At 44.4% G+C, this 25413-nt stretch carries 12 protein-coding genes and 3 pseudogenes; 6 read left to right on the forward strand and 9 right to left on the reverse strand.

Features of this window, described 5'->3' with window-relative positions; translation table 11 throughout:
• Positions 1-8 precede the first annotated feature (8 nt).
• The 5 genes from PN838_RS24880 (at position 9) to PN838_RS24900 (ending at position 14878) form a co-directional block, all read left to right on the forward strand.
• Positions 9-11372, forward strand: a complete 11364-nt coding sequence (locus tag PN838_RS24880) for a filamentous hemagglutinin N-terminal domain-containing protein (RefSeq protein ID WP_272182380.1) — start codon at positions 9-11, stop codon at positions 11370-11372.
• A 67-nt stretch (positions 11373-11439) separates the two neighbouring features.
• Entirely contained in the window at positions 11440-11916 is a 477-nt protein-coding gene (locus tag PN838_RS24885) for a hypothetical protein (protein ID WP_272182381.1), read from the forward strand.
• 80 nt (positions 11917-11996) lie between these two features.
• On the forward strand, positions 11997-12587 hold the full coding sequence (locus PN838_RS24890; protein ID WP_272182382.1) for a hypothetical protein: 591 nt from the start codon (positions 11997-11999) through the stop codon (positions 12585-12587).
• 86 nt (positions 12588-12673) lie between these two features.
• The gene (locus PN838_RS24895) at positions 12674-12901 is read left to right on the forward strand and encodes a hypothetical protein (protein WP_272182383.1); all 228 of its coding nucleotides are present in this window, start codon (positions 12674-12676) and stop codon (positions 12899-12901) included.
• Positions 12902-13285: 384 nt separating this feature from the next.
• The gene (locus PN838_RS24900) at positions 13286-14878 is read left to right on the forward strand and encodes a POTRA domain-containing protein (RefSeq protein ID WP_272182384.1); all 1593 of its coding nucleotides are present in this window, start codon (positions 13286-13288) and stop codon (positions 14876-14878) included.
• A 217-nt stretch (positions 14879-15095) separates the two neighbouring features.
• Here the strand turns inward: PN838_RS24900 and PN838_RS27740 are convergent, their stop codons facing one another.
• From PN838_RS27740 to PN838_RS24935, 8 genes and pseudogenes are all read right to left on the reverse strand, one after another.
• Positions 15096-15188: a GNAT family N-acetyltransferase gene (locus tag PN838_RS27740; RefSeq protein ID WP_370661133.1), complete on the reverse strand. Its 93-nt coding sequence runs from the start codon at positions 15186-15188 to the stop codon at positions 15096-15098.
• Between the two features lie 11 nt (positions 15189-15199).
• Complete coding sequence (locus PN838_RS24905; RefSeq protein ID WP_272182385.1) at positions 15200-15454, reverse strand: GNAT family N-acetyltransferase; 255 nt, start codon at positions 15452-15454, stop codon at positions 15200-15202.
• A gap of 282 nt (positions 15455-15736) precedes the next feature.
• A pseudogene (locus PN838_RS24910) lies at positions 15737-16650 on the reverse strand (hydroxymethylglutaryl-CoA lyase).
• Positions 16647-18761 carry an acetyl/propionyl/methylcrotonyl-CoA carboxylase subunit alpha gene (locus PN838_RS24915; protein WP_272182386.1) on the reverse strand — a complete coding sequence of 705 codons (2115 nt, stop codon included), beginning with the start codon at positions 18759-18761 and terminating at the stop codon, positions 16647-16649. Before PN838_RS24915 ends, PN838_RS24910 begins: the two are co-directional and overlap by 4 nt.
• A 5-nt stretch (positions 18762-18766) precedes the next feature.
• Positions 18767-19596 (reverse strand): annotated as a pseudogene (locus PN838_RS24920) (enoyl-CoA hydratase-related protein).
• Positions 19597-19605: 9 nt separating this feature from the next.
• Positions 19606-21211 (reverse strand): annotated as a pseudogene (locus PN838_RS24925) (carboxyl transferase domain-containing protein).
• 158 nt (positions 21212-21369) lie between these two features.
• Complete coding sequence (locus PN838_RS24930; RefSeq protein ID WP_272182387.1) at positions 21370-22539, reverse strand: isovaleryl-CoA dehydrogenase; 1170 nt, start codon at positions 22537-22539, stop codon at positions 21370-21372.
• Between the two features lie 91 nt (positions 22540-22630).
• On the reverse strand, positions 22631-23017 hold the full coding sequence (locus PN838_RS24935; protein WP_215964743.1) for a MerR family transcriptional regulator: 387 nt from the start codon (positions 23015-23017) through the stop codon (positions 22631-22633).
• A 562-nt stretch (positions 23018-23579) separates the two neighbouring features.
• On the opposite strand from PN838_RS24935, the gene PN838_RS24940 reads away from it, so the two are divergent.
• A complete protein-coding gene (locus PN838_RS24940; protein WP_215964744.1) occupies positions 23580-24764 on the forward strand; it encodes an acetyl-CoA C-acyltransferase in 1185 nt (394 codons plus the stop codon).
• An 80-nt stretch (positions 24765-24844) separates the two neighbouring features.
• Here PN838_RS24940 and hpf read toward each other — a convergent pair whose 3' ends face one another.
• Positions 24845-25204, reverse strand: a complete 360-nt coding sequence (gene hpf / locus PN838_RS24945; RefSeq protein ID WP_215964745.1) for a ribosome hibernation-promoting factor, HPF/YfiA family — start codon at positions 25202-25204, stop codon at positions 24845-24847.
• Between the last annotated feature and the right edge of the window lie 209 nt (positions 25205-25413).

The raw sequence follows: 25413 nt of genomic DNA on the forward strand, positions 1-25413 counted from the left end.
GACATACCATGTCAGCCTTAAATATCCGCCCTGAAAATACAAAACTTGTTAAAACGACCATTGCCATTGCTGTGTCAGCTGCATTGATCCCAAACGCATTTGCCGGTGAAACAGTCGATTTAACGAATAGTACGGTTAATTCAACGACAAACGGCGCGACAGTGTCGGGGGATAAATCGACAGTGACCGTTCTTAATGGACAGACCATTATTAACTGGGACACGTTTGGCCTCGCAAATACCGAGTCTATCGATTTTAACAATAGCCAAGGCACGATGACAGGAACTGTCGTATTGAACAGGGTCATTGGTTCCGACTCCTCATTAATTGACGGTACAGTGACCACTTCCAATATTGAATCTTTAATTTTTGCCAATGCTAATGGCATCACTGTTGGGGATAACTTTGTCAATACGGGGGCTGGTACGAGTAACTTGTTGTTTTCAACAAAAGACATTTCAAGTTTGAGCGGTTATGACTCTGCAGCTGATAATTTTGGATTGACGTTAGGCACAGACAATAATGCTGATCTGATCGTAAATGGCACGATCAGCACCATAGAGCCGGCAAACTATAAATTAGGATTGGTTTCTGGCAACGACGTTATCATAGGCGCGAGTGGTGACGATGGCGACAAAATAGCGACAAGTTTTTTGACCATTACAGCTGACGGAGCAGTGAATGGCGCCAATAGTACATTAGATGTAGATGGCGAAGTGTCGATAAGTGCGGGCGGCGACGTATCGATTAACACCATTAAATCAGCGCCATTATTTATTGATGCCGGTGGCAACATAACAGTTGATCAGCAACAAGGTGTGCTAGAAGTCGGTCAGTTAGAAGGGGCGAATATAGACATTACGGCATCGCAAGTCATTGTAGAAGGTTCCGTGGAATTAAACTTGCCAATAACGGCAACAACGGATGCACAGGTTGCGACAAATACGTCTTTTTCAGGCGACGAAAACTTTATATCCAACGGAACGATCACGATAAACAGTAACGACATTGCATCAAATGACTTGACCGTTGGCTCAAGCGGTAATGCACTTTCTATCAAATCTACAGGTGGCACGCTTACTACGACAGGAGCAACCGTTGGCGATTTATACTTTGAACTTGATGGTAGCTTAAACCTTGGTGACGTCGCTACAGATGGCGATATTGAAATCACAGAACAAGCAGGGGCAACATCATCTTTGAACCAAACGGGCACAATATCTCTTAATACATCAGGTGCTTCGGTACTTGATTTTTCAGGTGTGGATGTCACAGGATTAGATGTTACGAAAACCGGCGGTAGCCTTACAGTTAATGCTAATGATCTTACATTTGGCGACACAATAAACGTAACTGGCAATACATTAACCTTAGACGCTAGTGGAACAATAACAGGCGTGGCTGGTAATGATGTAACGGCCAATAAACTTGTTTTAGATGGTGGTGCTAGTACTGATGGGGATTTAGATACAACGGTTGGGGTATTGGATCTAACCGATGTTAGTTCGGTTAATGTGGTTAATAGTGGCGACATATCCATTGGTGCGTCAAACATCAGTGGTGATGCCACTGTTGATGTAGCAGCAGGCGATGACATATTGGTGAACAACTTGGTTGATATTGAGTCCGGTGGTTCGCTTATTTTAACTTCAGGCGACAGTGCGGGCGAAATTACCATAAGTGGTGCCATTACAGGTGATGACGCAACGTTGACGCTTGAGTCTGACAATTTAACCATTAATAGCGCTATTAATACTTCAACGACAAACATATACACACAAACAGCTAACGGCACGATTGATTTAGAAAACTCATTAAATGCTAGCAGTACATTAGAATTAGGCGCCGCTAGTGTCACAAACTTATTTAGCGACTCCGCTGGTTTAGACCGAACAATTAATATAGGTGAATCCGGAAATACAGGCGCGGTGACTATTTCAGAAACAATTACAAATAGTAATGCAGAATTAAACATTACAGGCGGGAACGTCTCTATTTCGGCGGCAACGACCACCGATAGCCTAACCGTAGAATCCAGCGGTACAACGACGAGTACCGGTAAACTCACTGCAAATGAAATATCAATAACGGCTTCTGGCGATGTAAATATCGTCACCGCGGCGGCGGATATTGAAGTTGACGCAGGAGCTGGCGACATAACCATTTTAGAAGATGATGATATTAATCTGCACGATATTGTCACAACGAGTACCAATTCAACAGCGTTAGACATCACGTCAACAGCTGGCTCAATTACTTCAGAAGACGCAACATCAATAGGTGTCACAGGTGGTGAAATAGCACTTTCGGCAGGCAACGACATCGATGTCAATGTAACAGGCAATTCAACATTTAATTCGTTGTCTGATGGTGGTGATATTACGATTACATCAGATACCTCAAATGTGACATTTGGTGATGATGTGGGTGACACAGGTACCTTGTCTGTTACCGGACTCACGATTAACTCTGCAAATAATATAGATACCGGTGATGACGCAATAACGATTTCCGGTGATCTTGATCTAACAGCTGGTTCTGCACTTTTGGTCGGTGGTGCGATTTCTGCCACAGGCAGTGTTGATCTTTCTGGTGGCACAGTAGAAGCTGCTGCGATTACATCGGACTCAGATACAAGCGGTGGTGATGGTGACATTACGCTTTCAGCCGCAACAGACTTTACACTAAATGGTTCAGTGACCAGTAATAACAGTGACATAACGGTTAAAGGCAATAGTGACAGTGTGACCTTAGATCTAGGAACAGCAGGTTCTGGCAATCTAAACTTGACCCAGAGTGAATTGGATCTTTTACAAGCCGGAACGGGTGAAATTACGTTTGGAATGGAAACCGGTGGCGCGATTTCAATCGACGGTGTCGATCTTAATACAACAACCACTCACGCTGGCATTAACGTTTTAACGGCGGGTGCACTGACGACTCAAAATGCATTGGATTTAGGCAGTGACGCACTAACAATTGCTGCTGATAGCATTGTGAATACAGGCAGTACCATGATCACTGCGGGTGATGTTGAATTAGCGGTGACTAATGACGCAGATTTGAGTGGGATTAATCTTATTTCCGGTTCAGTTTCTGGAACCACAGGTGGCGCTTTATCTGTTAATAATGGTCAAGGACTTGATTTTGGCGTGACGACAGCTGATTCGATTTCTTCAACAATAACGGGCGCTGGTGGCATAACTGACTCTGGAACAATAACTACGGGGGACGTGACGTTAGCAACGTCAGCCACCAACGGCTCAGTAATATTAGATGATGATAGCAACGCGCTAAGTGGCACGGTAACGATAGCGGCGGGCACAGGTGACATCACGCTGGATAATGATGCGACGGATTTAGCCTTAGTGGTCACGAGCGGTAATGATGTGACGATAGAAGATGCGGGCATGGTTGACCTGCAAGGGTCGGTAGGCAATAACTTATTGGTGAGCAGCTCAACGGGTATCACTGATAGCGGCACATTAATGGTGGCGGGTACGACAGGATTAACCACCACAGGCGATGGCAGTGTGGTGCTTGATGGCGATACAAATGCCTTAACGGGTGTGGTGACGGTATCAAGTGGCGCGGGCGATATTACGCTGGATAATGGCACAACGGCACTGAGCTTGGTGAGCACATCAAGTGGCATGGTGACGATAGAAGATGCGGCGGCATTGGCGGTTGAAGGGTCAATGGGCAGCTTTGTTGTGACAGAAGCCGACAGTGTAACGGACAGCGGTGCGTTAGCGATAACAGGGGCGAGTACGATAGATACGAGCGGCGCTAATGGCTCGGTGATATTGGATGAAGATACGAATGCGTTAGGCGGCACGGTGACGGTGAGCAGTGGCTCAGGGGCGGTGACGTTAGACAATAATACAACGGCCCTGGATGTGGTTGCGAGCACAACGGGTGCGTTAACGATAGAAGATGCAGGGGCCTTGACGTTATCAGGTAGCTTAGGCAGCTTGATGGTGACAGAAGCGGACAGTGTTGCAGACAGTGCGATGTTGGCGGTAACGGGTACGACAGATATCACGACAGTGAGCAATGGCTCGGTGATATTGGATGAAGATACAAATAACCTTGCGGGTGCGGTGACGGTGAGCAGTGGCTCAGGTGCTATCACGTTAGACAATGCGACAAACGACTTGGCGTTAACCAGCACATCAAGTGGCGCAGTAACGGTTGAAAATGCAGGGGCGTTAACGGTTGCGGGCACGATGGGCAGCTTTAATGTCACCAATGCAACAAGTGTAAATGACAGTGCAACGTTGGCGGTCACGGGCACAACGACAATAGATACGAGCACGTCAAATGGCTCGGTGATGTTGGACGACGATGCAAATAACCTCGGTGGTGCCGTGAGCATAACTGCAGGTACGGGCAACATTACGTTAGATAACAATACCAACGCATTAGGCTTAGTCACTACCACATCAGGCAGTGTTACGATTGAAAATGCGGGTGCATTAATGGTTGAAGGCATCATGGGCAGCTTAGTTGTGACCAATGCCACCAGTGTTGCCGATAGTGGCATGTTAGATATTGCTGGGACATCAACAATCGATACCAGCACGTCAAATGGTGCGGTGGTGTTAGACCAAGATACCAACAATCTTGTTGGACTCGTAACTGTGACGTCGGGCTCGGGTGATATCACCGTAGATAATGCGACCACTGACTTAGGTTTAGCGGTAACAAACACAGGTTCAGTGACAGTTGAAAACGCCGGTGGTGTATCGGTTGCAGGTTCAATGGGTAGCTTTACAGTAAGCAACGCGACCAGCGTCAATGACAGTGCCACGGTAACGATTGTTGGCGCGACAAACATTACCACGACTGACGGAGCCGTGAACCTAGACGACGATGCCAATAACTTAGGTGGCACGGTTACCGTATCATCAGGTACGGGGGCAATTACGCTTGATAATAATACTAACGCCCTTGATGTTGTCACAACATCAAGTGGTGCGGTCACGATTGAAGATGCAGGTGCCTTAACGGTAGCGGGCTCAATGGGCAGCTTTATGGTGACGGATGCCGATAGTGTAAACGATACGGCAACGGTGATGGTTACAGGTGCAACATCGATAGATACGTCAGGTGCTAACGGCTCAGTAATATTAGATGATGACAGCAACGCGCTAAGTGGCACAGTTACGATAGCGGCGGGCACAGGTGACATCACGCTGGATAATGATGCGACGGATTTAGCCTTAGTGGTCACGAGCGGTAATGATGTGACGATAGAAGATGCGGGCATGGTTGACCTGCAAGGGTCGGTAGGCAATAACTTATTGGTGAGCAGCTCAACGGGTATCACTGATAGCGGCACATTAATGGTGGCGGGTACGACAGGATTAACCACCACAGGCGATGGCAGTGTGGTGCTTGATGGCGATACAAATGCCTTAACGGGTGTGGTGACGGTATCAAGTGGCGCGGGCGATATTACGCTGGATAATGGCACAACGGCACTGAGCTTGGTGAGCACATCAAGTGGCATGGTGACGATAGAAGATGCGGCGGCATTGGCGGTTGAAGGGTCAATGGGCAGCTTTGTTGTGACAGAAGCCGACAGTGTAACGGACAGCGGTGCGTTAGCGATAACAGGGGCGAGTACGATAGATACGAGCGGCGCCAATGGCTCAGTGATATTGGATGAAGATACGAATGCGTTAGGCGGCACGGTGACGGTGAGCAGTGGCTCAGGGGCGGTGACGTTAGACAATAATACAACGGCCCTGGATGTGGTTGCGAGCACAACGGGTGCGTTAACGATAGAAGATGCAGGGGCCTTGACGTTATCAGGTAGCTTAGGCAGCTTGATGGTGACAGAAGCGGACAGTGTTGCAGACAGTGCGATGTTGGCGGTAACGGGTACGACAGATATCACGACAGTGAGCAATGGCTCGGTGATATTGGATGAAGATACAAATAACCTTGCGGGTGCGGTGACGGTGAGCAGTGGCTCAGGTGCTATCACGTTAGACAATGCGACAAACGACTTGGCGTTAACCAGCACATCAAGTGGCGCAGTAACGGTTGAAAATGCAGGGGCGTTAACGGTTGCGGGCACGATGGGCAGCTTTAATGTCACCAATGCAACAAGTGTAAATGACAGTGCAACGTTGGCGGTCACGGGCACAACGACAATAGATACGAGCACGTCAAATGGCTCGGTGATGTTGGACGACGATGCAAATAACCTCGGTGGTGCCGTGAGCATAACTGCAGGTACGGGCAACATTACGTTAGATAACAATACCAACGCATTAGGCTTAGTCACTACCACATCAGGCAGTGTTACGATTGAAAATGCGGGTGCATTAATGGTTGAAGGCATCATGGGCAGCTTAGTTGTGACCAATGCCACCAGTGTTGCCGATAGTGGCATGTTAGATATTGCTGGGACATCAACAATCGATACCAGCACGTCAAATGGTGCGGTGGTGTTAGACCAAGATACCAACAATCTTGTTGGACTCGTAACTGTGACGTCGGGCTCGGGTGATATCACCGTAGATAATGCGACCACTGACTTAGGTTTAGCGGTAACAAACACAGGTTCAGTGACAGTTGAAAACGCCGGTGGTGTATCGGTTGCAGGTTCAATGGGTAGCTTTACAGTAAGCAACGCGACCAGCGTCAATGACAGTGCCACGGTAACGATTGTTGGCGCGACAAACATTACCACGACTGACGGAGCCGTGAACCTAGACGACGATGCCAATAACTTAGGTGGCACGGTTACCGTATCATCAGGTACGGGGGCAATTACGCTTGATAATAATACTAACGCCCTTGATGTTGTCACAACATCAAGTGGTGCGGTCACGATTGAAGATGCAGGTGCCTTAACGGTAGCGGGCTCAATGGGCAGCTTTATGGTGACGGATGCCGATAGTGTAAACGATACGGCAACGGTGATGGTTACAGGTGCAACATCGATAGATACGTCAGGTGCTAACGGCTCAGTAATATTAGATGATGACAGCAACGCGCTAAGTGGCACAGTTACGATAGCGGCGGGCACAGGTGACATCACGCTGGATAATGATGCGACGGATTTAGCCTTAGTGGTCACGAGCGGTAATGATGTGACGATAGAAGATGCGGGCATGGTTGACCTGCAAGGGTCGGTAGGCAATAACTTATTGGTGAGCAGCTCAACGGGTATCACTGATAGCGGCACATTAATGGTGGCGGGTACGACAGGATTAACCACCACAGGCGATGGCAGTGTGGTGCTTGATGGCGATACAAATGCCTTAACGGGTGTGGTGACGGTATCAAGTGGCGCGGGCGATATTACGCTGGATAATGGCACAACGGCACTGAGCTTGGTGAGCACATCAAGTGGCATGGTGACGATAGAAGATGCGGCGGCATTGGCGGTTGAAGGGTCAATGGGCAGCTTTGTTGTGACAGAAGCGGACAGTGTTACAGACAGCGGTGCGTTAGCAATAACAGGGGCGAGTACGATAGATACGAGCGGCGCTAATGGCTCGGTGATATTGGATGAAGATACGAATGCGTTAGGCGGCACGGTGACGGTGAGCAGTGGCTCAGGGGCGGTGACGTTAGACAATAATACAACGGCCCTGGATGTGGTTGCGAGCACAACGGGTGCGTTAACGATAGAAGATGCAGGGGCCTTGACGTTATCAGGTAGCTTAGGCAGCTTGATGGTGACAGAAGCGGACAGTGTTGCAGACAGTGCGATGTTGGCGGTAACGGGTACGACAGATATCACGACAGTGAGCAATGGCTCGGTGATATTGGATGAAGATACAAATAACCTTGCGGGTGCGGTGACGGTGAGCAGTGGCTCAGGTGCTATCACGTTAGACAATGCGACAAACGACTTGGCGTTAACCAGCACATCAAGTGGCGCAGTAACGGTTGAAAATGCAGGGGCGTTAACGGTTGCGGGCACGATGGGCAGCTTTAATGTCACCAATGCAACAAGTGTAAATGACAGTGCAACGTTGGCGGTCACGGGCACAACGACAATAGATACGAGCACGTCAAATGGCTCGGTGATGTTGGACGACGATGCAAATAACCTCGGTGGTGCCGTGAGCATAACTGCAGGTACGGGCAACATTACGTTAGATAATGATAGTAATGATTTATCTTTGGCGGTTGTTAGTGCAGGTAATGTTACGATTGAAGATGCAGGCGCCGTTGAGCTGAGCGAATCTACGTTAACTGGTGATCTAAACTTAACGAGTAATGGCAATATCACACAAACCGCAGCACTCAGTGTAGCCGGTTCGACAACTATCGATGCTGATTCAGATGATGACAGCGACAATACCATTACGTTAACTCAAGCAAATAATGATTTTGTTGGTAGCGTTATGATCGACGACGGATCATCTGTCAGTATTACCGATGTTAATGATTTAGACATTGGAGCTACGAACGCATCTACCTCACTTAACTTGATTGCAGGCGGTGGCTTAACGGATAGTGGCAACGTAGTTACTCCAATGTTGAGTTTTAATGCTGGCGGTGCAGTTACATTAACGACACTGGATGTTAGTACCTTGGGAGACTCCCAATCAGGTGGAAATGTTGTATTAACTACAAATGCCTCAACGAACGCCGGCCTTACTGTTAACGATATTATTGTTAATACGGCTCCTGGGAGTGTAATTAATACAAATGAAACAGCTTCAACGGTTTCAATCACCGATGACTCTGGAAGTATGACAATAGCGGGAACGATAAAGGGGCATGACGGCACAAATGATATCTATTTATCTAACGTTGCGCTTTCTGTTGGGATCACCGGCAATAACTACATTCTTTCAAGTCAGGATCAGGATAATTCAGAATTTATAAAAGCAAAATCCTACGACTTTACCTCACACGGTAATGTTGGTGATTCGAGTAATTCGTTATTTGTTGATTGGAAAGCGTCCTCTGCGTCAAGTGCAAATGATATTTCTCTTGTTCTTGGCAATTTAGATCTAGCGGATGCAAATGGCGGCGACGCTGCGGGCAACAATGATGACTCAGGCGTCTACCTAACAACAACGGATGGAACTAATGGTAGTGGTACAAGTTACCAAATTACCAGTGAGGACTTTACTGGTCCGGCTCGGAAATTAGCCATGTCGTTTACTTCGTCGGAAACAGGTTCCACATCAAGTTTAGTTAATGTGAATGGTGATTTAGCGGGTAATGAACTTGCCATGAACCTTTATAATCGAAATACTTTTGATTATGTAAACAATCAAATAGATGCGATTTTAGAAGTTATTGGTACTGGATTTGATTCAACAAATACCATCGCTGCATTTGTCTCTTATCTTGTAAATGGAAGTGAAGGCATAGACGGTTTTGTTGGCTTTGATTCTAACGTTATTTCGGGTTCTTCTGTGACAACATCGGATTTCTTTAGCTCAGGTAATTCAATTTATAACAGTGATTTGCGTTTAGATTTATTGGCTAACTTTGTCGATACGGATGCGAATAATTTGGTCGACTCGGCTGAGCTATTAAATAGCGTTTCGATTGAAGCAGGCGGTGCAACCGGCACTGTTTCTGGAGATATAGAAGCTAATGCAACGGCAATTGCCACTGAGACAACAAGAGCAACAAACGCTGAAAGCGCATTACAAGCGGATGTGGACTTAAACGAGTCTGATGCAGATACCGCAATTGCAGCATTACAAGCGGATGTGGACTTAAACGAGTCTGATGCAGATACCGCAATTGCAGCAGTACAAGCGGATGTGGACTTAAACGAGTCTGATGCAGATACCGCAATTGCAGCAGTACAAGCGGATGTGGACTTAAACGAATCTGATGCAGATACCGCAATTGCAGCAGTGCAATCGGATGTGGACTTAAACGAATCTGATGCAGATACCGCAATTGCAGCAGTGCAATCGGATGTGGACTTAAACGAATCTGATGCAGATACCGCAATTGCAGCAGTGCAAGCGGATGTGGACTTAAACGAGTCAGATGCAGATACCGCAATTGCAGCAAATACAAGCTCTATTGTAGCAGTGCAAGCAGACGTGGACTTAAACGAGTCTGACGCGGATACCGCGATTGCAGCGGTGCAAGCAGATGTGGACTTAAACGAGTCTGATGCAGATACCGCAATTGCAGCAGTGCAAGCAGATGTGGACTTAAACGAGTCTGATGCAGATACCGCAATTGCAGCAAATACAAGCTCTATTGTAGCAGTGCAAGCAGACGTGGACTTAAACGAGTCTGATGCAGATACCGCAATTGCAGCAGTGCAAGCGGATGTGGACTTAAACGAGTCTGATGCAGATACCGCAATTGCAGCGGTGCAAGCGGATGTGGACTTAAACGAATCTGATGCAGATACCGCAATTGCAGCAAATACAAGCTCTATAGCAGCAGTGCAAGCAGATGTGGACTTAAACGAGTCTGATGCAGATACCGCAATTGCAGCAGTGCAAGCGGATGTGGACTTAAACGAGTCTGATGCGGATACCGCAATTGCAGCGGTGCAAGCGGATGTGGATTTAAACGAGTCTGATGCAGATACAGCAATTACTGCCGTGCAAGCGGATGTGGACTTAAACGAGTCTGATGCGGATACCGAAATTGCTGCACTGCAAGCCGATGTGGACTTAAACGAATCTGATGCGGATACCGCGATTGCTGCAGTGCAAGCGGACGTTGACTTAAACGAATCTGATGCCGATACCGCGATTGCAGCAAATACAACAGCGATAGCAGAAAATGCAACTGGTATTTCGGATGAAATGACACGCGCTATGGCAGCCGAAGCCGCACTTCAAACTGAAATAGATACGATAGATTCAGATCTCAGTGGTGTTGTTGCCGACAATGCAACGGCTATAGCAAGCAATGCAACCGCGATAATGTCTAATTCAAGTGCAATCGATGCAGAAACGGCTCGTGCTGTCGCAGCTGAATCGCTAAATACAACAGCGATTGCGGCCAATGGCACTAATATCAATATTAATGCAGAGGCAATTACCGCAGAAAGCGCACGGGCAATGGCTGCCGAAGCAAGTAATTCTGAATCCGCAATGCTGGCTAATGCAAAAGCTGATTCATTGGCGACTTATTCAACATCAAGCGGTGAAACTCCAGTAGCGGCGGATGGCAGTGACATTGCAAATGCGAAGTTAAATGCAGTTGACGCTTCGTTGGTTACTGCGGGGGCAGACAGTACCGGACTTGGAACGGAACTAGATGCGATTCAGGCTGACCAAGAAAGTGGCAGTGGATTTGTCGATTTCTTCCGTAAATTATTTGGTGAAAGCGACAACAGTGGTACAACTGATTCAGGAGACAGTGAAACTGGCGAAAGTGAGTCTGGGACCAATAACGGATAATCATGCTAATGAGCAAACAAGTTGTTAAGCCTACGGATATAGATATGTTGTTAGATAGGAGATGTGCATGAACACAATGATTAAACAGTGTTTATTTGTGTTATTAGCGATTGGCGTATTACAAGGCTGTAGTCGCCCCGGGCATTCAGAAGTAGAAGTGGATCCTGAACCGTTTTTCTATAGTTTTGTTGCTGAAGATGCTTCGCTAGTGGGGCTGTTGGTTTCAGATAGTACTGGAACCGTGGCAACTGAAATTAGCCCCGGGGTTTATCAGTTTGGTCCAGACTATCTTCCTACGACACCGATTACGTTTGAGTCTAAAAATTTAGTTGAACCTGGTGCATCGTTTCAAGATATCGATGAAGATGGTCTAAAAAGTGCCACGGATATTAATTACAATGTCGGATTGGAAATTGCTTACATTGGTAGTTTTAGTGCTTTAGGAGAACGTACCGTTTTTGCCAATCCAATTACTGCTTTAATCCCATCAACAGGGATCCCTCTTCGGGGATTGGAGGACTGCCTGAGGAGTTATTTCAGTTAGCGTTTTTAGCTGGGATCGCAGGCGCACCTGCAACGACAATTGAACTAAGTGACGGCATAGAACTTTCGATAAAAGCCGTATTGTCTCGAACTGCGGTTTTACTCACGGCATTGCAGGAAGGCATTGTGATATTAGAAGGTGATACGCAAGCCGCGGTTGATGTCAGTATTGCCGTGTTAGCAAGTTTTAGGGATGCTGAACCAACGGAAGGACTTGCTGATATCACACAATTAAGCATTGCAATGCAAAGTGCTATTGAGTCGCATGTTTCCCAAGCAAATAGCGATAAGGTAATGCAACTTGCAAGTTCAATTGGCAATACCTTAGCAAGTACGACAGATGCGACATTTTATGAAGCATTAATATTGGCTGTTCAACAAAATGTCAATGCATCGAGTACGGTCGCCTCAATTCTTGAAAAACTGACAGTACAGGAGTTTTCTAGATTAGATAATGGCATTCAATTTGCCGTTAAACTTGCCAATGAAATCGCTGAGAGCGGCGGAATGTCGGCATTCTTAAATAGTTTGTCAATTGTTCCTATTAATGTGAGTGGCAATGGCCAGTCTATCGTTGACGATGGGGTGACCGATTTTAATTTAGAGTTAATAACATCCACTGAAACCATCAAACTTAATGGCAGTGACGCTTTTTTGACCAAAGTGAACTGACTTATTATTTTGAAGATGATTTATATGGCGTTAAAGTTGATGCAGACCACGCGGTACTCATAGCTTTAAATGCCAATGAAACCAACTTGTTGGGAGCGGCACAAAATGGCATTAATTCAGCAAGATTACTGGCGTTGTGCTGGAATAGTGTTGAACAACCAAATAGCTCCGACTCGGATGTTTGTGGTTCAGAAAATGCTAACCTAGAATATTATGCGCTTGCTACTCAAAGTGAAGTCTGCGCGGCAGATTTTGACGCCGCAGAATTGGCGCAAATTAATGCCTTAAATCGTCAGCAAATATCGTGTAACTAATTGAAACTCATGCTAACTTAATCCTAATCACCTATTGTTTTTACCTTGTAAGGTTTAAACTTTTGGTGAATAGGCATCAAATCGGTGTCATTTAATTGTACCGAATTTAGTTTAAAGGACGTATTGGGCTTTTATGGTTATTCGAGTTGTAACACCTAGCTTATCGATTGTAAGTTTTTTGATTTATGTGGTGCTGAGCTTTATCGCACTCAATGTTTCCGCGGTTTTAGCTGCGCCGACCCCGAGCTTACCTGAGATAAAAAACAACAGGAAGATTTACTCAATAAATCCAAAAATGACACATTAATCGACAATTTAGTTGACGACTTAGAAGTAGAAAAACAACAACAAAAAGCTGAAATTGCTGGCAACATTGCATTTTTATTGCGCGGAGTGAAAATCACCGGTAATAACGTCCTCACTAAAGAAGATGTTTCACCTCTCATACAACCCCGAATTAATCAACAAATCACAGCAAACGAACTCAAAGATATTGCCGCAAAACTGACGTTGGTTTTGCAGTCTAAAGGTTATAAAAGTTCTAGAGCGTTTGTACCACCACAACAAATTAGTGGTGGCATTGTAGAGTTTCAAGTAGAAGAAGATTTGTTGAGCAATATCCATGTTCTCGGCAAAGACAGTTTTAAATATGAAGAGTCATTGTTTTATCAATACTTTGCGGATTTAAAAGGCAAAATCATTCATACTCCAACCTTAGTTGAGCGTCTGAAATATCTCAATTTTTTACCGGGTACCCGAATTAAACCCACACTCAAAAAAGTTGAATTTGGCAAGAGTGCTTTAGTCTTGGTATTAGAACCTGTAGAAGACTTAACCGCATTAGCGATAAACAATAACGCATCCCGTTATCAGGGAGATTTACGTACCGTGTTTTCTACGTTAGTTACCAACCCAACAGGTAGGTCAGATACTTTTAGTCTGTTTGCTGCAATTAATCCTGAGTTTCCCAAGTACTTCTCATCAATGGCAGCCAGTTATTCCGTACCGTTTGGCAACAAAGGGGCAAAATTGCACCTCAATATGTCTAAGCTGGACTATCAAATAGATCCTGACGCCATTGGTCAAAGTCTATTATTGTTTAGTGGGAGCAGTGACACTATGAGTGTGTCCTACGAAAAACCATTTTGGTTAGATGTAGGTAGCAACAGTTGGACCGTTGGGCTTGAGAAACGTTCGGCAAGTTCACAAACAACCAATAATTTTCCAGACCCACTTGTTGGCAATCAAATAGGGTTTAAGTGGGTTGACCAATCTGAAACTTTATATGCATTAAATGCGTCAATGCAGTTTGTTTTTTCTGATCAGATTATTGATGAAAACTACCCAGCTCAAAATGTGCTTAATGTTAAAGTCGCTAAGATATTAGAAGGGCTAGCAGATGCCACGACGCAGGAAGAAATTGACTACAAAGAACTCAACAATAACAATGGCATTATTCCACAAAAAGGCCCAATAGGTGACACTAGAGACGCAGTTGCTAATTTTTGGAAAGTTTATTTGAGTTATTATCGCCGACAAACATTACCGTGGAATATGACCCTTAATGTGCAGGCCAATATTGAGTGGGCCAATTTTGATAATATTCTAAGTTCATATGATTATGGTGGTGCGGATACGGGGACGTCTGGTGGTGATCTCAGTATTAGTGTGGCTCGGAATTTTGAATTTGAAAAGTATCTAGATTGGATGAATCTGCAATTTGGGTTTGAACAACAAATTTCCTACAATACGTTTTACCCTGACCGAAATAGACCATTAGACCGAAGTGTAGAAGCTTGTGGTGGCTTAACTGACTTAACGCCATATTCACAATATCGTTGTGACGCATCGAGTCCCTTTCTATCGACACGACTTAAAAAAGACAATCATTTGTTGTCAGTTAAAGTACGAAGCCGATTGCAGAGCTTTGGCGTGACAGAAGATAAAGCCACTATTACCTACACTTATGTTTTTTAAACTCTATTGTTGAGACGAGTCCCGATAAGTAAAAGGTAAGACGAGTAATTCGGTTGTCGAATCGGATAGTATCTGCATATTTAGAATATTAACGTGTATTTTTTGATCGGCTCCTCTTCGCCATCCATAACAACAACCCCGTCTTCTTTAAAACCTAATTTAAGCAGTAAATTTTGAGATGCAATATTAGGAAAGTCGACTACGCCATTTAGGGCTGTTAATCCTTTTCTTTTGCGTAATTGACCAAAGCTGAAGCGGCTTCGAAGGCGTAACCTTTGCCAAAATAGTCAGGTAAAAAGGCATAGCCAATATCTTCAAATGCTAAGAAATCCCTTTTAAAAAACTGACAGAACCAATCGCAGTATGATCGTTACGCCGCACAACTATAAACAAGCCATGGGTTGGATAATTGACAATATACTTCTCTAAAATCATTTCCTCAGCTTGCTTCACCGTACGAATACCGCGGTCACCAATATTTTCGATAAAGCCGTTGGAATTAAGTAATTCAACCAGAAAAGGCGCATCTTTTAAGGTTAATTCACGAATGTTGAGACGGTCGGTGGTTATATTCATCTTTGGCGTTTGATTTTACATTTAGTCTATTGGATTACTTTACGTGCTATTGGCAAGTAGAGGAAATGAAATTTTATGAGGAAGTCATTTTTAAAGCGAACAAAATCGTCCTTGTTTTTGTTCACTAATTTAGTATTTAGTATTTAGTATTTAGTATTTAGTATTTAGTATTTAGTATTTAGTATTTAGTATTTAGTATTTAGTATTTAGTATTTAGTATTTAGTATTTAGTATTTAGTATTTAGTGGTTATCATTGACTGCCATTTTTTACTGTTTTTCTATTATGACTTGGCCGCTAATGCGTTTGCTACTTTTGATTGTGGCGGTTTTCCCAATGCAGCACATATATCAAGTCCTGCCTGTGCCAGTTTAGTTAAATCGACACCATGGGTGATCCCCAACCCAGTTAACATATAAACGACGTCTTCGGTGGCTACATTACCCGATGCACCTTTGGCATACGGGCAACCGCCTAAACCAGCAACTGCCGAATCTATGACACTGACGCCAAGCTCTAGACAGGCGTAAATATTGGCTAACGCTTGTCCATAAGTATCATGAAAGTGCACCGCTAAGTGCTTTATCGGTACGACCTCTGCAACCGCCTGCAACATCGCTTTTGCCTGTAGTGGTGTGCCAACGCCAATAGTATCGCCCAATGAAATTTCATAGCAACCCATTTTATACAGGGTTTGTGCAACGTTCACGACATTGTTGATGTCAATGTTACCTTCATAGGGGCAACCTAAAACACAAGATACATAACCACGGACTTTGACGTTTTCTAATTTGGCTTGAGCCATAATGGGTTCGAAGCGCTGTAAGCTTTCTGCGATTGAACAGTTTATGTTTTTTGTGAAAACGACTCGCTGGCAGCACCAAAAATAGCGACTTCATCAACTCCAGCACGAATCGCGTCCTCATAACCTTTCATATTTGGAGTGAGGGCAGGGTAGCTGATATTGGTTTTACGGGATATCCTGCTGAAAATGTCTGCACTACCCGCCATTTGCGGCACCCATTTAGGGGACACAAACGATCCCGATTCAATCACCTGCAAGCCAGTTTCAGATAAGCTGTTGATCAGTTTAATTTTATCTTCTAATGTGACCGGAACTTCATTTTGAAGACCATCACGTGGACCGACTTCAACAATTTTTACCGATTGTGGAAAGCCTGTTACTGTTGTATTCATTTATTTGTTTCCTGTTCGGCTTTGGTAACAGAATTTGGTGCTTCTGTAACAAGGTCAAACGCCAATAATGGCGATCCACCGTCGACCATATCGCCTTCTGCATAATAAAATTCAGTGACGACACCATCTGCTGAGGCTCGAATGGTATGCTCCATTTTCATCGCTTCCATGATCACGAGAGCCTTACCTTTAGTTACCGGTTCACCGACGGCAACCAAGTTACTGACAAGTGTGCCGTTCATTGGTGCAAGTAATCCGTCGTTACCAGCCACATCATCAACTTCACCTAAACTTGGCAGTACGCGGCTAAACTGAAAAACACCACTTGGGTGATAAAGACTCATTTCTAAACCATTTTGAACCAACTCTGCCGTTGTCCGATAGCCATCAATATAACAAGTTAATGTATTGTTAGACTTAGCATTGGTGACCGTTGAATGGGCGCTATCAAGTTGCGTGTGCAACGAACCTTGGCAGTCGACAGCTAAACGAGAGAATGCTTCGCCTTGGATAGATATTAAATAATAACAAAGGTGGGCCGTGCGTTTTTGTTCAACCGATATTTGATATTCGCGATTATCATGACTGAGCACAAACGACTGCGTATGTGGCTCATTAAGTCGCCACCCGTTGCGTTGATGCCATGGTGAGTTGCGGTCTTGGCTGTGCTCTGCGACAATTTTTGCGTCATTTTTCTCGGTTAAGACTAATGCCAGTGCTGCCATTGGTAGCTCTTTACTAAGGGCTTGTTCTGTTGAATGGAACAACTGGTCTTGGTTTTTGTCGATAAAGCCTGTATCAATTTCTTCACGAATAAAAGGCTCGCATGTACTTAAATTATACAAAAACTCAATGTTAGTTGTAACACCACTAATGCGGAAGGCCGCGAGTGCTTTTGATAGTCGCTGTAACGCCTTTTGACGGGTTTCGCCCCATACAATGAGCTTTGCTATCATAGGATCGTAATACACGCTGACCTCGTCGCCTTGACGCACGCCCGTGTCGACCCGCACAAATTTATTTTGCTCAGGAGTTTGCATAAATTCCAACAAACCCGTTGCCGGTAAAAAGTCATTGTTGGCGTCTTCGGCGTAAATACGTGCTTCAAAAGCATGGCCATGAATGGCAAGCTCGTACTGTTGTTTCGGTAACGATTCGCCAAAGGCGACTCGCAATTGCCATTCCACGAGATCTTCGCCGGTGATCATTTCCGTTACGGGGTGTTCAACTTGCAGACGGGTATTCATTTCCATAAAGTAGAACGAACCGTCTACGTCTAATAAAAATTCCACTGTCCCCGCACCACAATAACCAATCGCTTTAGCTGCTTTGATGGCCGCTTCACCCATTTGTTGACGAAGCGATTCGGACATACCAAATGCGGGCGCTTCTTCAATGATCTTTTGATGGCGACGTTGCACAGAACAATCGCGCTCAAATAAATAAACTGCATTGCCATGGCTGTCACAGAATACTTGAATTTCCACATGACGGGGTTGTGTTAAGTATTTTTCAACTAACATGATGTCGTCGCCAAATGACGAACGTGCTTCGCGTTTCGCTGCCGCTAAGCCTTCGGCAAATTCATCCGCTGACCAGACTTGACGCATGCCTTTACCGCCGCCACCGGCAGCGGCTTTTAATAATACTGGGTAACCCATGTCGTCCGCGGCTTTTTTAATAATAGCATCTGACTGATCATCGCCATGATAACCGGGAACGAGCGGTACATTGGCTTTTTCCATTATCGTTTTAGCGGCGGATTTGCTGCCCATCGCTTCAATAGCAGAAACTGGCGGTCCAATAAAACAAATGTTTTCTTGTTCGCATCGGCGACAAAAATCTGCGTTTTCAGATAAAAAACCATATCCTGTGTGGATTGCTTGAGCGCCTGTTTGTTTAGCGGCGTCGACGACTTTATCACCCAATAAATAACTTTCACGAGATGGCGAAGGGCCTAAATAGACCGCTTCATCCGCCATATTGACATGGAGTGAATCTTTATCTGCGTCGGAATAAACAGCCACTGTGCTTATCCCCATAGCGCGCGCCGTTTTTATTATACGGCAAGCAATTTCACCACGATTAGCAATAAGTATTTTAGTAAACATTGAGATTATTCCTGTAGCTTATTAGCTGTAGACCCACGTTGCCAATTTGGTTGGCGTTTTTCAAAAAAGGCGGTTAACCCTTCTTGGCCTTCGGCTGATACTCGAATTTCTGCGATTCGACGGCTTGTTTCTGCCATTATCGTGTCATCCACATCTTGGCCTGCAACATCAAAAATCAACGCTTTAGCTTCACGAATTGCTGTAGGACCATTATTGAGTAAAAGGTTGGTCATGTTTTCAGTTAGTTCGTCTAGTTCAGTGACCGCAACAACTTCGTCAATTAAGCCAATTTGCTGGGCTTTTGCCGCAAAAAACGTTCCGCAGTGGCAAAGTAACGTCGACTGGCCTTAACACCAATCGCGGCTACAACGTAAGGGCTAATCGTTGCTGGGATCAGGCCGAGTTTAACTTCACTTAAACAAAAGCTGGCTTTTTCAGACGCGAGGGTAATGTCACAACAACTCACAAGTCCTACCGCACCGCCAAACGCTGCACCTTGGACTTTAGCAATTGTAGGTTGTGGAAGGTAATTTAATGCGTATAACATCGATGCTAGGGCATTGGCGTCTGTTAAATTATCCTCGAAAGAATAACTTGCCATTCGTTTCATCCAACCTAAGTCCGCACCGGCGCTAAAGCTTTTACCGTTTGCTGCAAGTACAACCACGCTGATGTCCTGCCGTGTGGCGATATGATCAAAAGTACGTTGTAATACGCCAATTATTGTATCGTCAAAAGCATTGTGTTTATCAGGATTATTGAGGGTCACCGTCGCAACACCACGGCTATCCACAGTAAATAAAACTGCGTTGTTTTGAGTCGAGAATTCAGTCATGTCAGCCCCTTACATTCTGAAAATACCAAACTTGGTATCTTCTATTGGTTTGTTAAGGGAAGCCGAAATGGCAAGACCTAATACTTGTCGAGTTTCCGCAGGGTCAATTACACCATCGTCCCACAATCGAGCAGAAGCGTAATATGGGTGCCCTTGGTGCTCGTAAGCGTCGATAATTGGCTGTTTAAATTCAGCTTCTTGTTCATCGCTCCAGTCTTCACCACGTTTGGCTTTTTGATCACGGGTTACTTGTGCTAATACGCCAGCGGCTTGTTCACCGCCCATGACCGAAATGCGGGCATTTGGCCACATAAATAAAAATCGTGGGTCGTAGGCGCGCCCACACATACCGTAGTTTCCGGCACCATAACTGCCACCGATTAATATGGTAAATTTAGGAACTTTGGCACAGGCAACGGCCGTTACCATTTTTGCGCCGTGTTTGGCGATACCGCCGGCTTCATACTGTTTGCCAACCATAAAGCCTGTAATATTTTGCAAAAAGACCAGTGGAATTTTGCGTTGGGCACATAGCTCAATAAAATGCGCGCCTTTTTCTGCGGATTCGCCAAATAAAATGCCATTATTAGCAACTATACCAACAGGATAACCGTAAATGTGGGCAAAACCACAAACCAATGTTGAACCATAAAGTGCTTTAAATTCGTCAAATTCGCTGTTGTCGACGACCCGTGCGATGATTTCTTTTACATCATATGGCTGGCGTGGATCTTTAGGGATCACGCCATAAATGTCTTGAGTTGGGTAGGCCGGTGGCGTGACATCTTTAACCGCCAGTTGCATTGGCTTAACTCGATTTAAATTGCTTATGGCACTGCGTGCTAACTCTAATGCGTGGTGATCGTTTTGAGCATAATGATCTGACACGCCAGATGTTCGGCAATGCACGTCGGCGCCGCCAAGCTCTTCCGCAGTGACAACTTCGCCCGTCGCGGCTTTTACTAGAGGCGGGCCAGCTAAAAATATCGTGCCTTGTTCTTTTACAATAATGGATTCGTCAGCCATTGCTGGGACATACGCACCACCGGCGGTACACGACCCCATTACCACAGCAATTTGTGGAATGTTTTGTGCGGACATATTAGCTTGATTAAAAAGATCCGGCCAAAATGCTCCCGGTCTGGGAATACTTCGTCTTGATTTGGTAAATTGGCGCCACCTGAGTCAACCAGATAAATACACGGCAGGTTATTTTCCTGCGCTATGGTTTGCGCGCGAAGATGTTTTTTACCGTAAGCGGGTAATAGGTGCCGCCTTTTACTGTTGCATCATTAGCAACGATGACACACTCTTGCCCACCCACTTGACCAATGCCAGTAATAATACCAGCAGCAGGAACATTGTCTGGGTAAACATCAAGTGCAGCAAGTTGTGACAATTCTAAAAATGGTGAACCTTGGTCCAGCAACTGAGTCACCCGATCACGAGGTAATAACTTACCACGGGATAAGTGGCGCTCACGGCTTTTTTCGCCGCCACCTAACTTGATTTTTTCTAATGTGGTTTTTAAGTCGTCAACCTGAGCCTGCATATGTTCTGCATTTTGGATAAACTCTGGGCTGCGTGGGTTCAATTTAGTAACTAATTTCGCCATGACAGTTTCTCTTTGGAGGCCCGTATCGGAGGCCTCTATCTAGAGACATCAACGGATGTCTCGTTACGTTTATTTGTCCGATTCAAACCCTATTCATATTGCAAATATTGAATCGTGTCGATGTAATTCCAAATTCAAAATAGTCGCGTGGGCAGACCTTATTTGGATTCGTTAAATAATTCACGACCAATTAACATTCTACGAATTTCAGATGTACCGGCGCCAATTTCATAGAGTTTGGCGTCACGCAATAAACGTCCAACTGGGAATTCATTGATGTAGCCGTTACCGCCAAGGAGTTGAATTGCATCAAGGGCCATTTTGGTGGCAAGTTCTGCTGAATATAAAATGACAGCAGCGGCGTCTTTACGAGTCGTTTCACCGCGGTCACATGCAGCGGCAACAGCATAAACATAAGATTTAGCCGCATTCATTTGGGTATACATATCTGCTAGTTTGCCTTGGATTAATTGGAATTCACCAATCGATTGGCCAAACTGTTTTCGGTCGTGGACATATGGCACTACAATATCCATACATGCATCCATAATCCCAAGTGGACCACCGGATAAGACAACACGTTCGTAGTCCAAACCAGACATTAAAACGCGAACGCCTTTGCCTTCTTGACCAAGTATGTTTTCTGCTGGTACTTCACAGTCTTCAAACACTAATTCACAGGTGTTCGAACCGCGCATACCTAATTTGTCGAGTTTCTGGTGACGGGAAAACCTAGGGTAATCGCGTTCAACGATAAATGCTGAAATGCCTTTAGAACCTGCATTTACATCAGTTTTTGCATAAATAACATAAACATCAGCGTCGGGACCATTGGTGATCCACATTTTGTTGCCGTTAAGAATATACTTATCGCCTTTTTTGTCGGCTCTTAATTTCATGCTTACAACGTCTGAGCCCGCATTCGGTTCTGACATTGCTAATGCGCCAACATGTTCGCCTGTACATAACTTAGGAAGGTATTTTAATTTTTGCTCATGGCTGCCATTTTTACGCAATTGATTCAAACAAAGGTTAGACATTGCACCATAACTTAAACCAACAGACGCCGATGCACGGCTGATCTCCTGCATTGCAATTACATGTTCTATGTAACCTAAATTACTGCCACCGTATTCTTCTTCCACTGTCATGCCAAGCAATCCCATTTCTCCAAACTTACGCCATAGGTCGCTTGGAAATTCGTTGTCGATGTCAATTTGCGCCGCTCGTGGTGCAATTTCATCGCGGGCAAAGGCATTAACTTGGTCGCGGATCATATCGACAGTTTCGCCAAGATTAAAATTTAGGGACGTGAAAGGACTGATCATGATGGTTCTCTTATTCTTATGTTAATAGGGTTCTGTTGATTGATTTTTGTTCTATTTTTCAGTTTTAATATTTGTAACAACTAGTGTAGTTCTAAATTTTAGCTAATGATTCATTGCAGCTATCTTCGAGTGCCGCTAAGTCGTGTAAAATATCTTCCAGATCTTTTTGTTGTTGGATAAGTTGTTGTTTTTTGGCGGCGATGAGTTCCAACATTTTATTTAATTGTTTTTCTTCTGTTGGTTCATTATCGTATAGTTCAAATATCGTTTTAGTTTCGCCTAATGAGAAGCCTAAACGTTTGCCACGTAAAATGAGCTTTAAACGAGTTCTGTCTTTTGAACTGTAAACTCGCGATTGCCCTTTACGACTGGGATATAACAATCCTTCGTCTTCGTAAAAACGAATACTGCGGGTCGTGACATCAAACTCTTTTGCTAACTCACCAATAGTGAATGTTGTTTGGTTTTGAGTTGTCATTAAGAACTTCCTACAAATTAATTTTTACAAATATTAGGGTAAGTTTACGTAAACGTAAAGTTAGATGTTTTTTATCCTTTTCTCCAACTGTAAATAAATTCGCACAATGTCGTTTTAGATTTGTATTTCAGTTCATTTCCTTTGTTTGGCAAAGACTCAGGTACACAACGGCATATTTGTAAACGATGGTGTTGAATAGACGTTGAATTAGTGACTCTCGGCAGGGATCAAATAAGCGTCTAATATGATCATTTAGGTTTTATCTATTGGTTTATAAGTGAATTTAATGTCGTTGAAATTAAAAATGTGGGTAAAAGTCTTTCTTCGAGGCGGGGTTTTAAGGGTTGTCTATCTGTTAGTTTGTGCTTAGGTTGATGTATTTAAATAGCTTTTTTGTTTTCGTGTAAATAATATTTTCCAACTGGTGGTTAAGCAAATCAGTGTTGAAAATTGGTTTACTCATGCAACCATCGTAGTATCCCCAGCATAAATTATAAGGGGTAAACTAAGCCCCACGCTTTAGTACCAATTAGGTCATCAACAAAATAGAAGGGTAAGCATTATGTCTGATCTTGATCCAATCGTTATTGTATCTGCACAACGGACGCCAATGGGCGGTTTTCAGGGCGCGTTAAGTGGCGCAACAGCACCGGAATTAGGTGCCAGTGCAATTCGAGCTGCAATTAGCCATGCAGGCATCTCGGGTAATGACATCGATGAAGTCATTATGGGTTGTGTATTACCCGCAGGACTAGGGCAAGCGCCAGCTCGACAAGCGGCCATTAAAGCAGATGTTAGATTAGCTGCTGGCGCCACAACGATAAACAAGGTTTGTGGTTCTGGAATGAAAGCGGTCATGATGGCCAATGATTTTATTACGGCAGGTTCTATTAATGTTGCAGTTGTTGGTGGCTTCGAGTCAATGACCAATGCACCATATATGTTACCGCAAGCTCGCTCAGGCATGAGAATGGGTCATAGCAAAACCATGGACCATATGTTCTTAGACGGTCTTGAGGATGCGTACCAAGGCAAAGCAATGGGATGTTTTGCTCAAGACACGGCTAATGAGTACCAATTTACCCGCGAACAATTAGACGAATACGCCATTCGCTCACTGACTCGAGCTCAAGAGGCAATTGCCAGTGGTCGATTTGATAATGAAGTATCGCCTGTAACCATACAATCCCGTCGTGGCGATATAACCGTATCCGTCGATGAACAACCGGGTAATGCCAAGATGGATAAGATCCCAACCTTACGTCCAGCCTTTGCGAAAGATGGCACTATTACTGCGGCTAACTCTTCTTCAATCAGTGACGGTGCTGCGGCATTAGTTGTGATGAAGTTATCTGAAGCACAAAAACGTGGTTTAACGCCAATGGCAAAAATTGTTGCTCAGGCGACAAATTCTATTGAACCTGAAAAATTCACTACTGCGCCTGTTGGGGCCATGCAATCGGTATTAGAGAAAGCCGGTTGGAAGGCCAGTGACGTTGATTTGTTTGAAATTAACGAGGCGTTTGCAATGGTAACTATGGCGGCCATTAGAGATTTAGAGTTGTCATCAGAGAAAGTGAACATCAATGGTGGTGCTTGTGCATTAGGTCATCCATTAGGTGCATCGGGCGCACGAATTATTGTCACTTTATTACATGCTCTTAAAAATCGTGGATTAAAAACCGGTGTAGCGTCGTTGTGTATTGGCGGTGGTGAAGCGACTGCAATGGCTTTCGAATTGTTGTAATCGTTGCGGTGTTAGACGAATGTCTTGTCTGTAAATCAAAACGCTAGGATAGAACCTAGCGTTTTTTTTTGGAAGTGAGATTAATTTAGCTGCAAGTTTTGCAGATGTTCATGGGTATGATCTTGCTCTACTTCTTCTATTTTATCGTTGCGTGCGGCTTGTTCGATACCTTTTCGGTCGACTAATACACGGTGAAGCTTATCGGTTGCTCTGTTTATGGCAACAGTAATATTGTCCTTTGAATCTTTAACTGCGACTTTGTGTCCGTGATATACGGTTTCAAATTCAGCAATCGCATTTTTCTTGTTATCTATAGTGAGAATGACGTTTGTCGAAATAAGTTCAGGAAAGTGCTCACTGATTTTTGCTAGTTTTTCCTCAACATGTTCTTTAATAGAATCTTTAACACTGAGGTGATGACCAGAAATATTTATCTTCATAAAACTTTGTCCTTAGATATGCAGAGCATACGCTCATTAATAACTATGGCCCTCTTATTTTATTTTTCCAGTGCTAACTGGTTTGTTTGCTGTTTATTTCACCAACTTGACGATTTTATTACAAATTTAGTTTTATAAAAGTTAAAAAACCGCCATAAAGAGGCGGTTTTTTTATGCAATGTCGCAGTAACTTTCTTACGTCATTTTTA

The sequence above is a fragment of the Psychrosphaera algicola genome, from assembly GCF_028401425.1.
GTDB lineage: Bacteria > Pseudomonadota > Gammaproteobacteria > Enterobacterales > Alteromonadaceae > Psychrosphaera > Psychrosphaera algicola.

What these genes read in the sequence shown, in the direction of transcription:
- PN838_RS24940 (WP_215964744.1), top strand. Translation starts at nt 23,580, where the DNA reads ATGTCTGATCTTGATCCAATCGTTATTGTATCTGCACAACGGACGCCA.
- PN838_RS24935 (WP_215964743.1), bottom strand. Translation starts at nt 23,017, where the DNA reads ATGACAACTCAAAACCAAACAACATTCACTATTGGTGAGTTAGCAAAA.
- PN838_RS24885 (WP_272182381.1), top strand. Translation starts at nt 11,440, where the DNA reads ATGAACACAATGATTAAACAGTGTTTATTTGTGTTATTAGCGATTGGC.
- PN838_RS24905 (WP_272182385.1), bottom strand. Translation starts at nt 15,454, where the DNA reads ATGAATATAACCACCGACCGTCTCAACATTCGTGAATTAACCTTAAAA.
- PN838_RS24930 (WP_272182387.1), bottom strand. Translation starts at nt 22,539, where the DNA reads ATGATCAGTCCTTTCACGTCCCTAAATTTTAATCTTGGCGAAACTGTC.
- PN838_RS24915 (WP_272182386.1), bottom strand. Translation starts at nt 18,761, where the DNA reads ATGTTTACTAAAATACTTATTGCTAATCGTGGTGAAATTGCTTGCCGT.
- PN838_RS24880 (WP_272182380.1), top strand. Translation starts at nt 9, where the DNA reads ATGTCAGCCTTAAATATCCGCCCTGAAAATACAAAACTTGTTAAAACG.
- hpf (WP_215964745.1), bottom strand. Translation starts at nt 25,204, where the DNA reads ATGAAGATAAATATTTCTGGTCATCACCTCAGTGTTAAAGATTCTATT.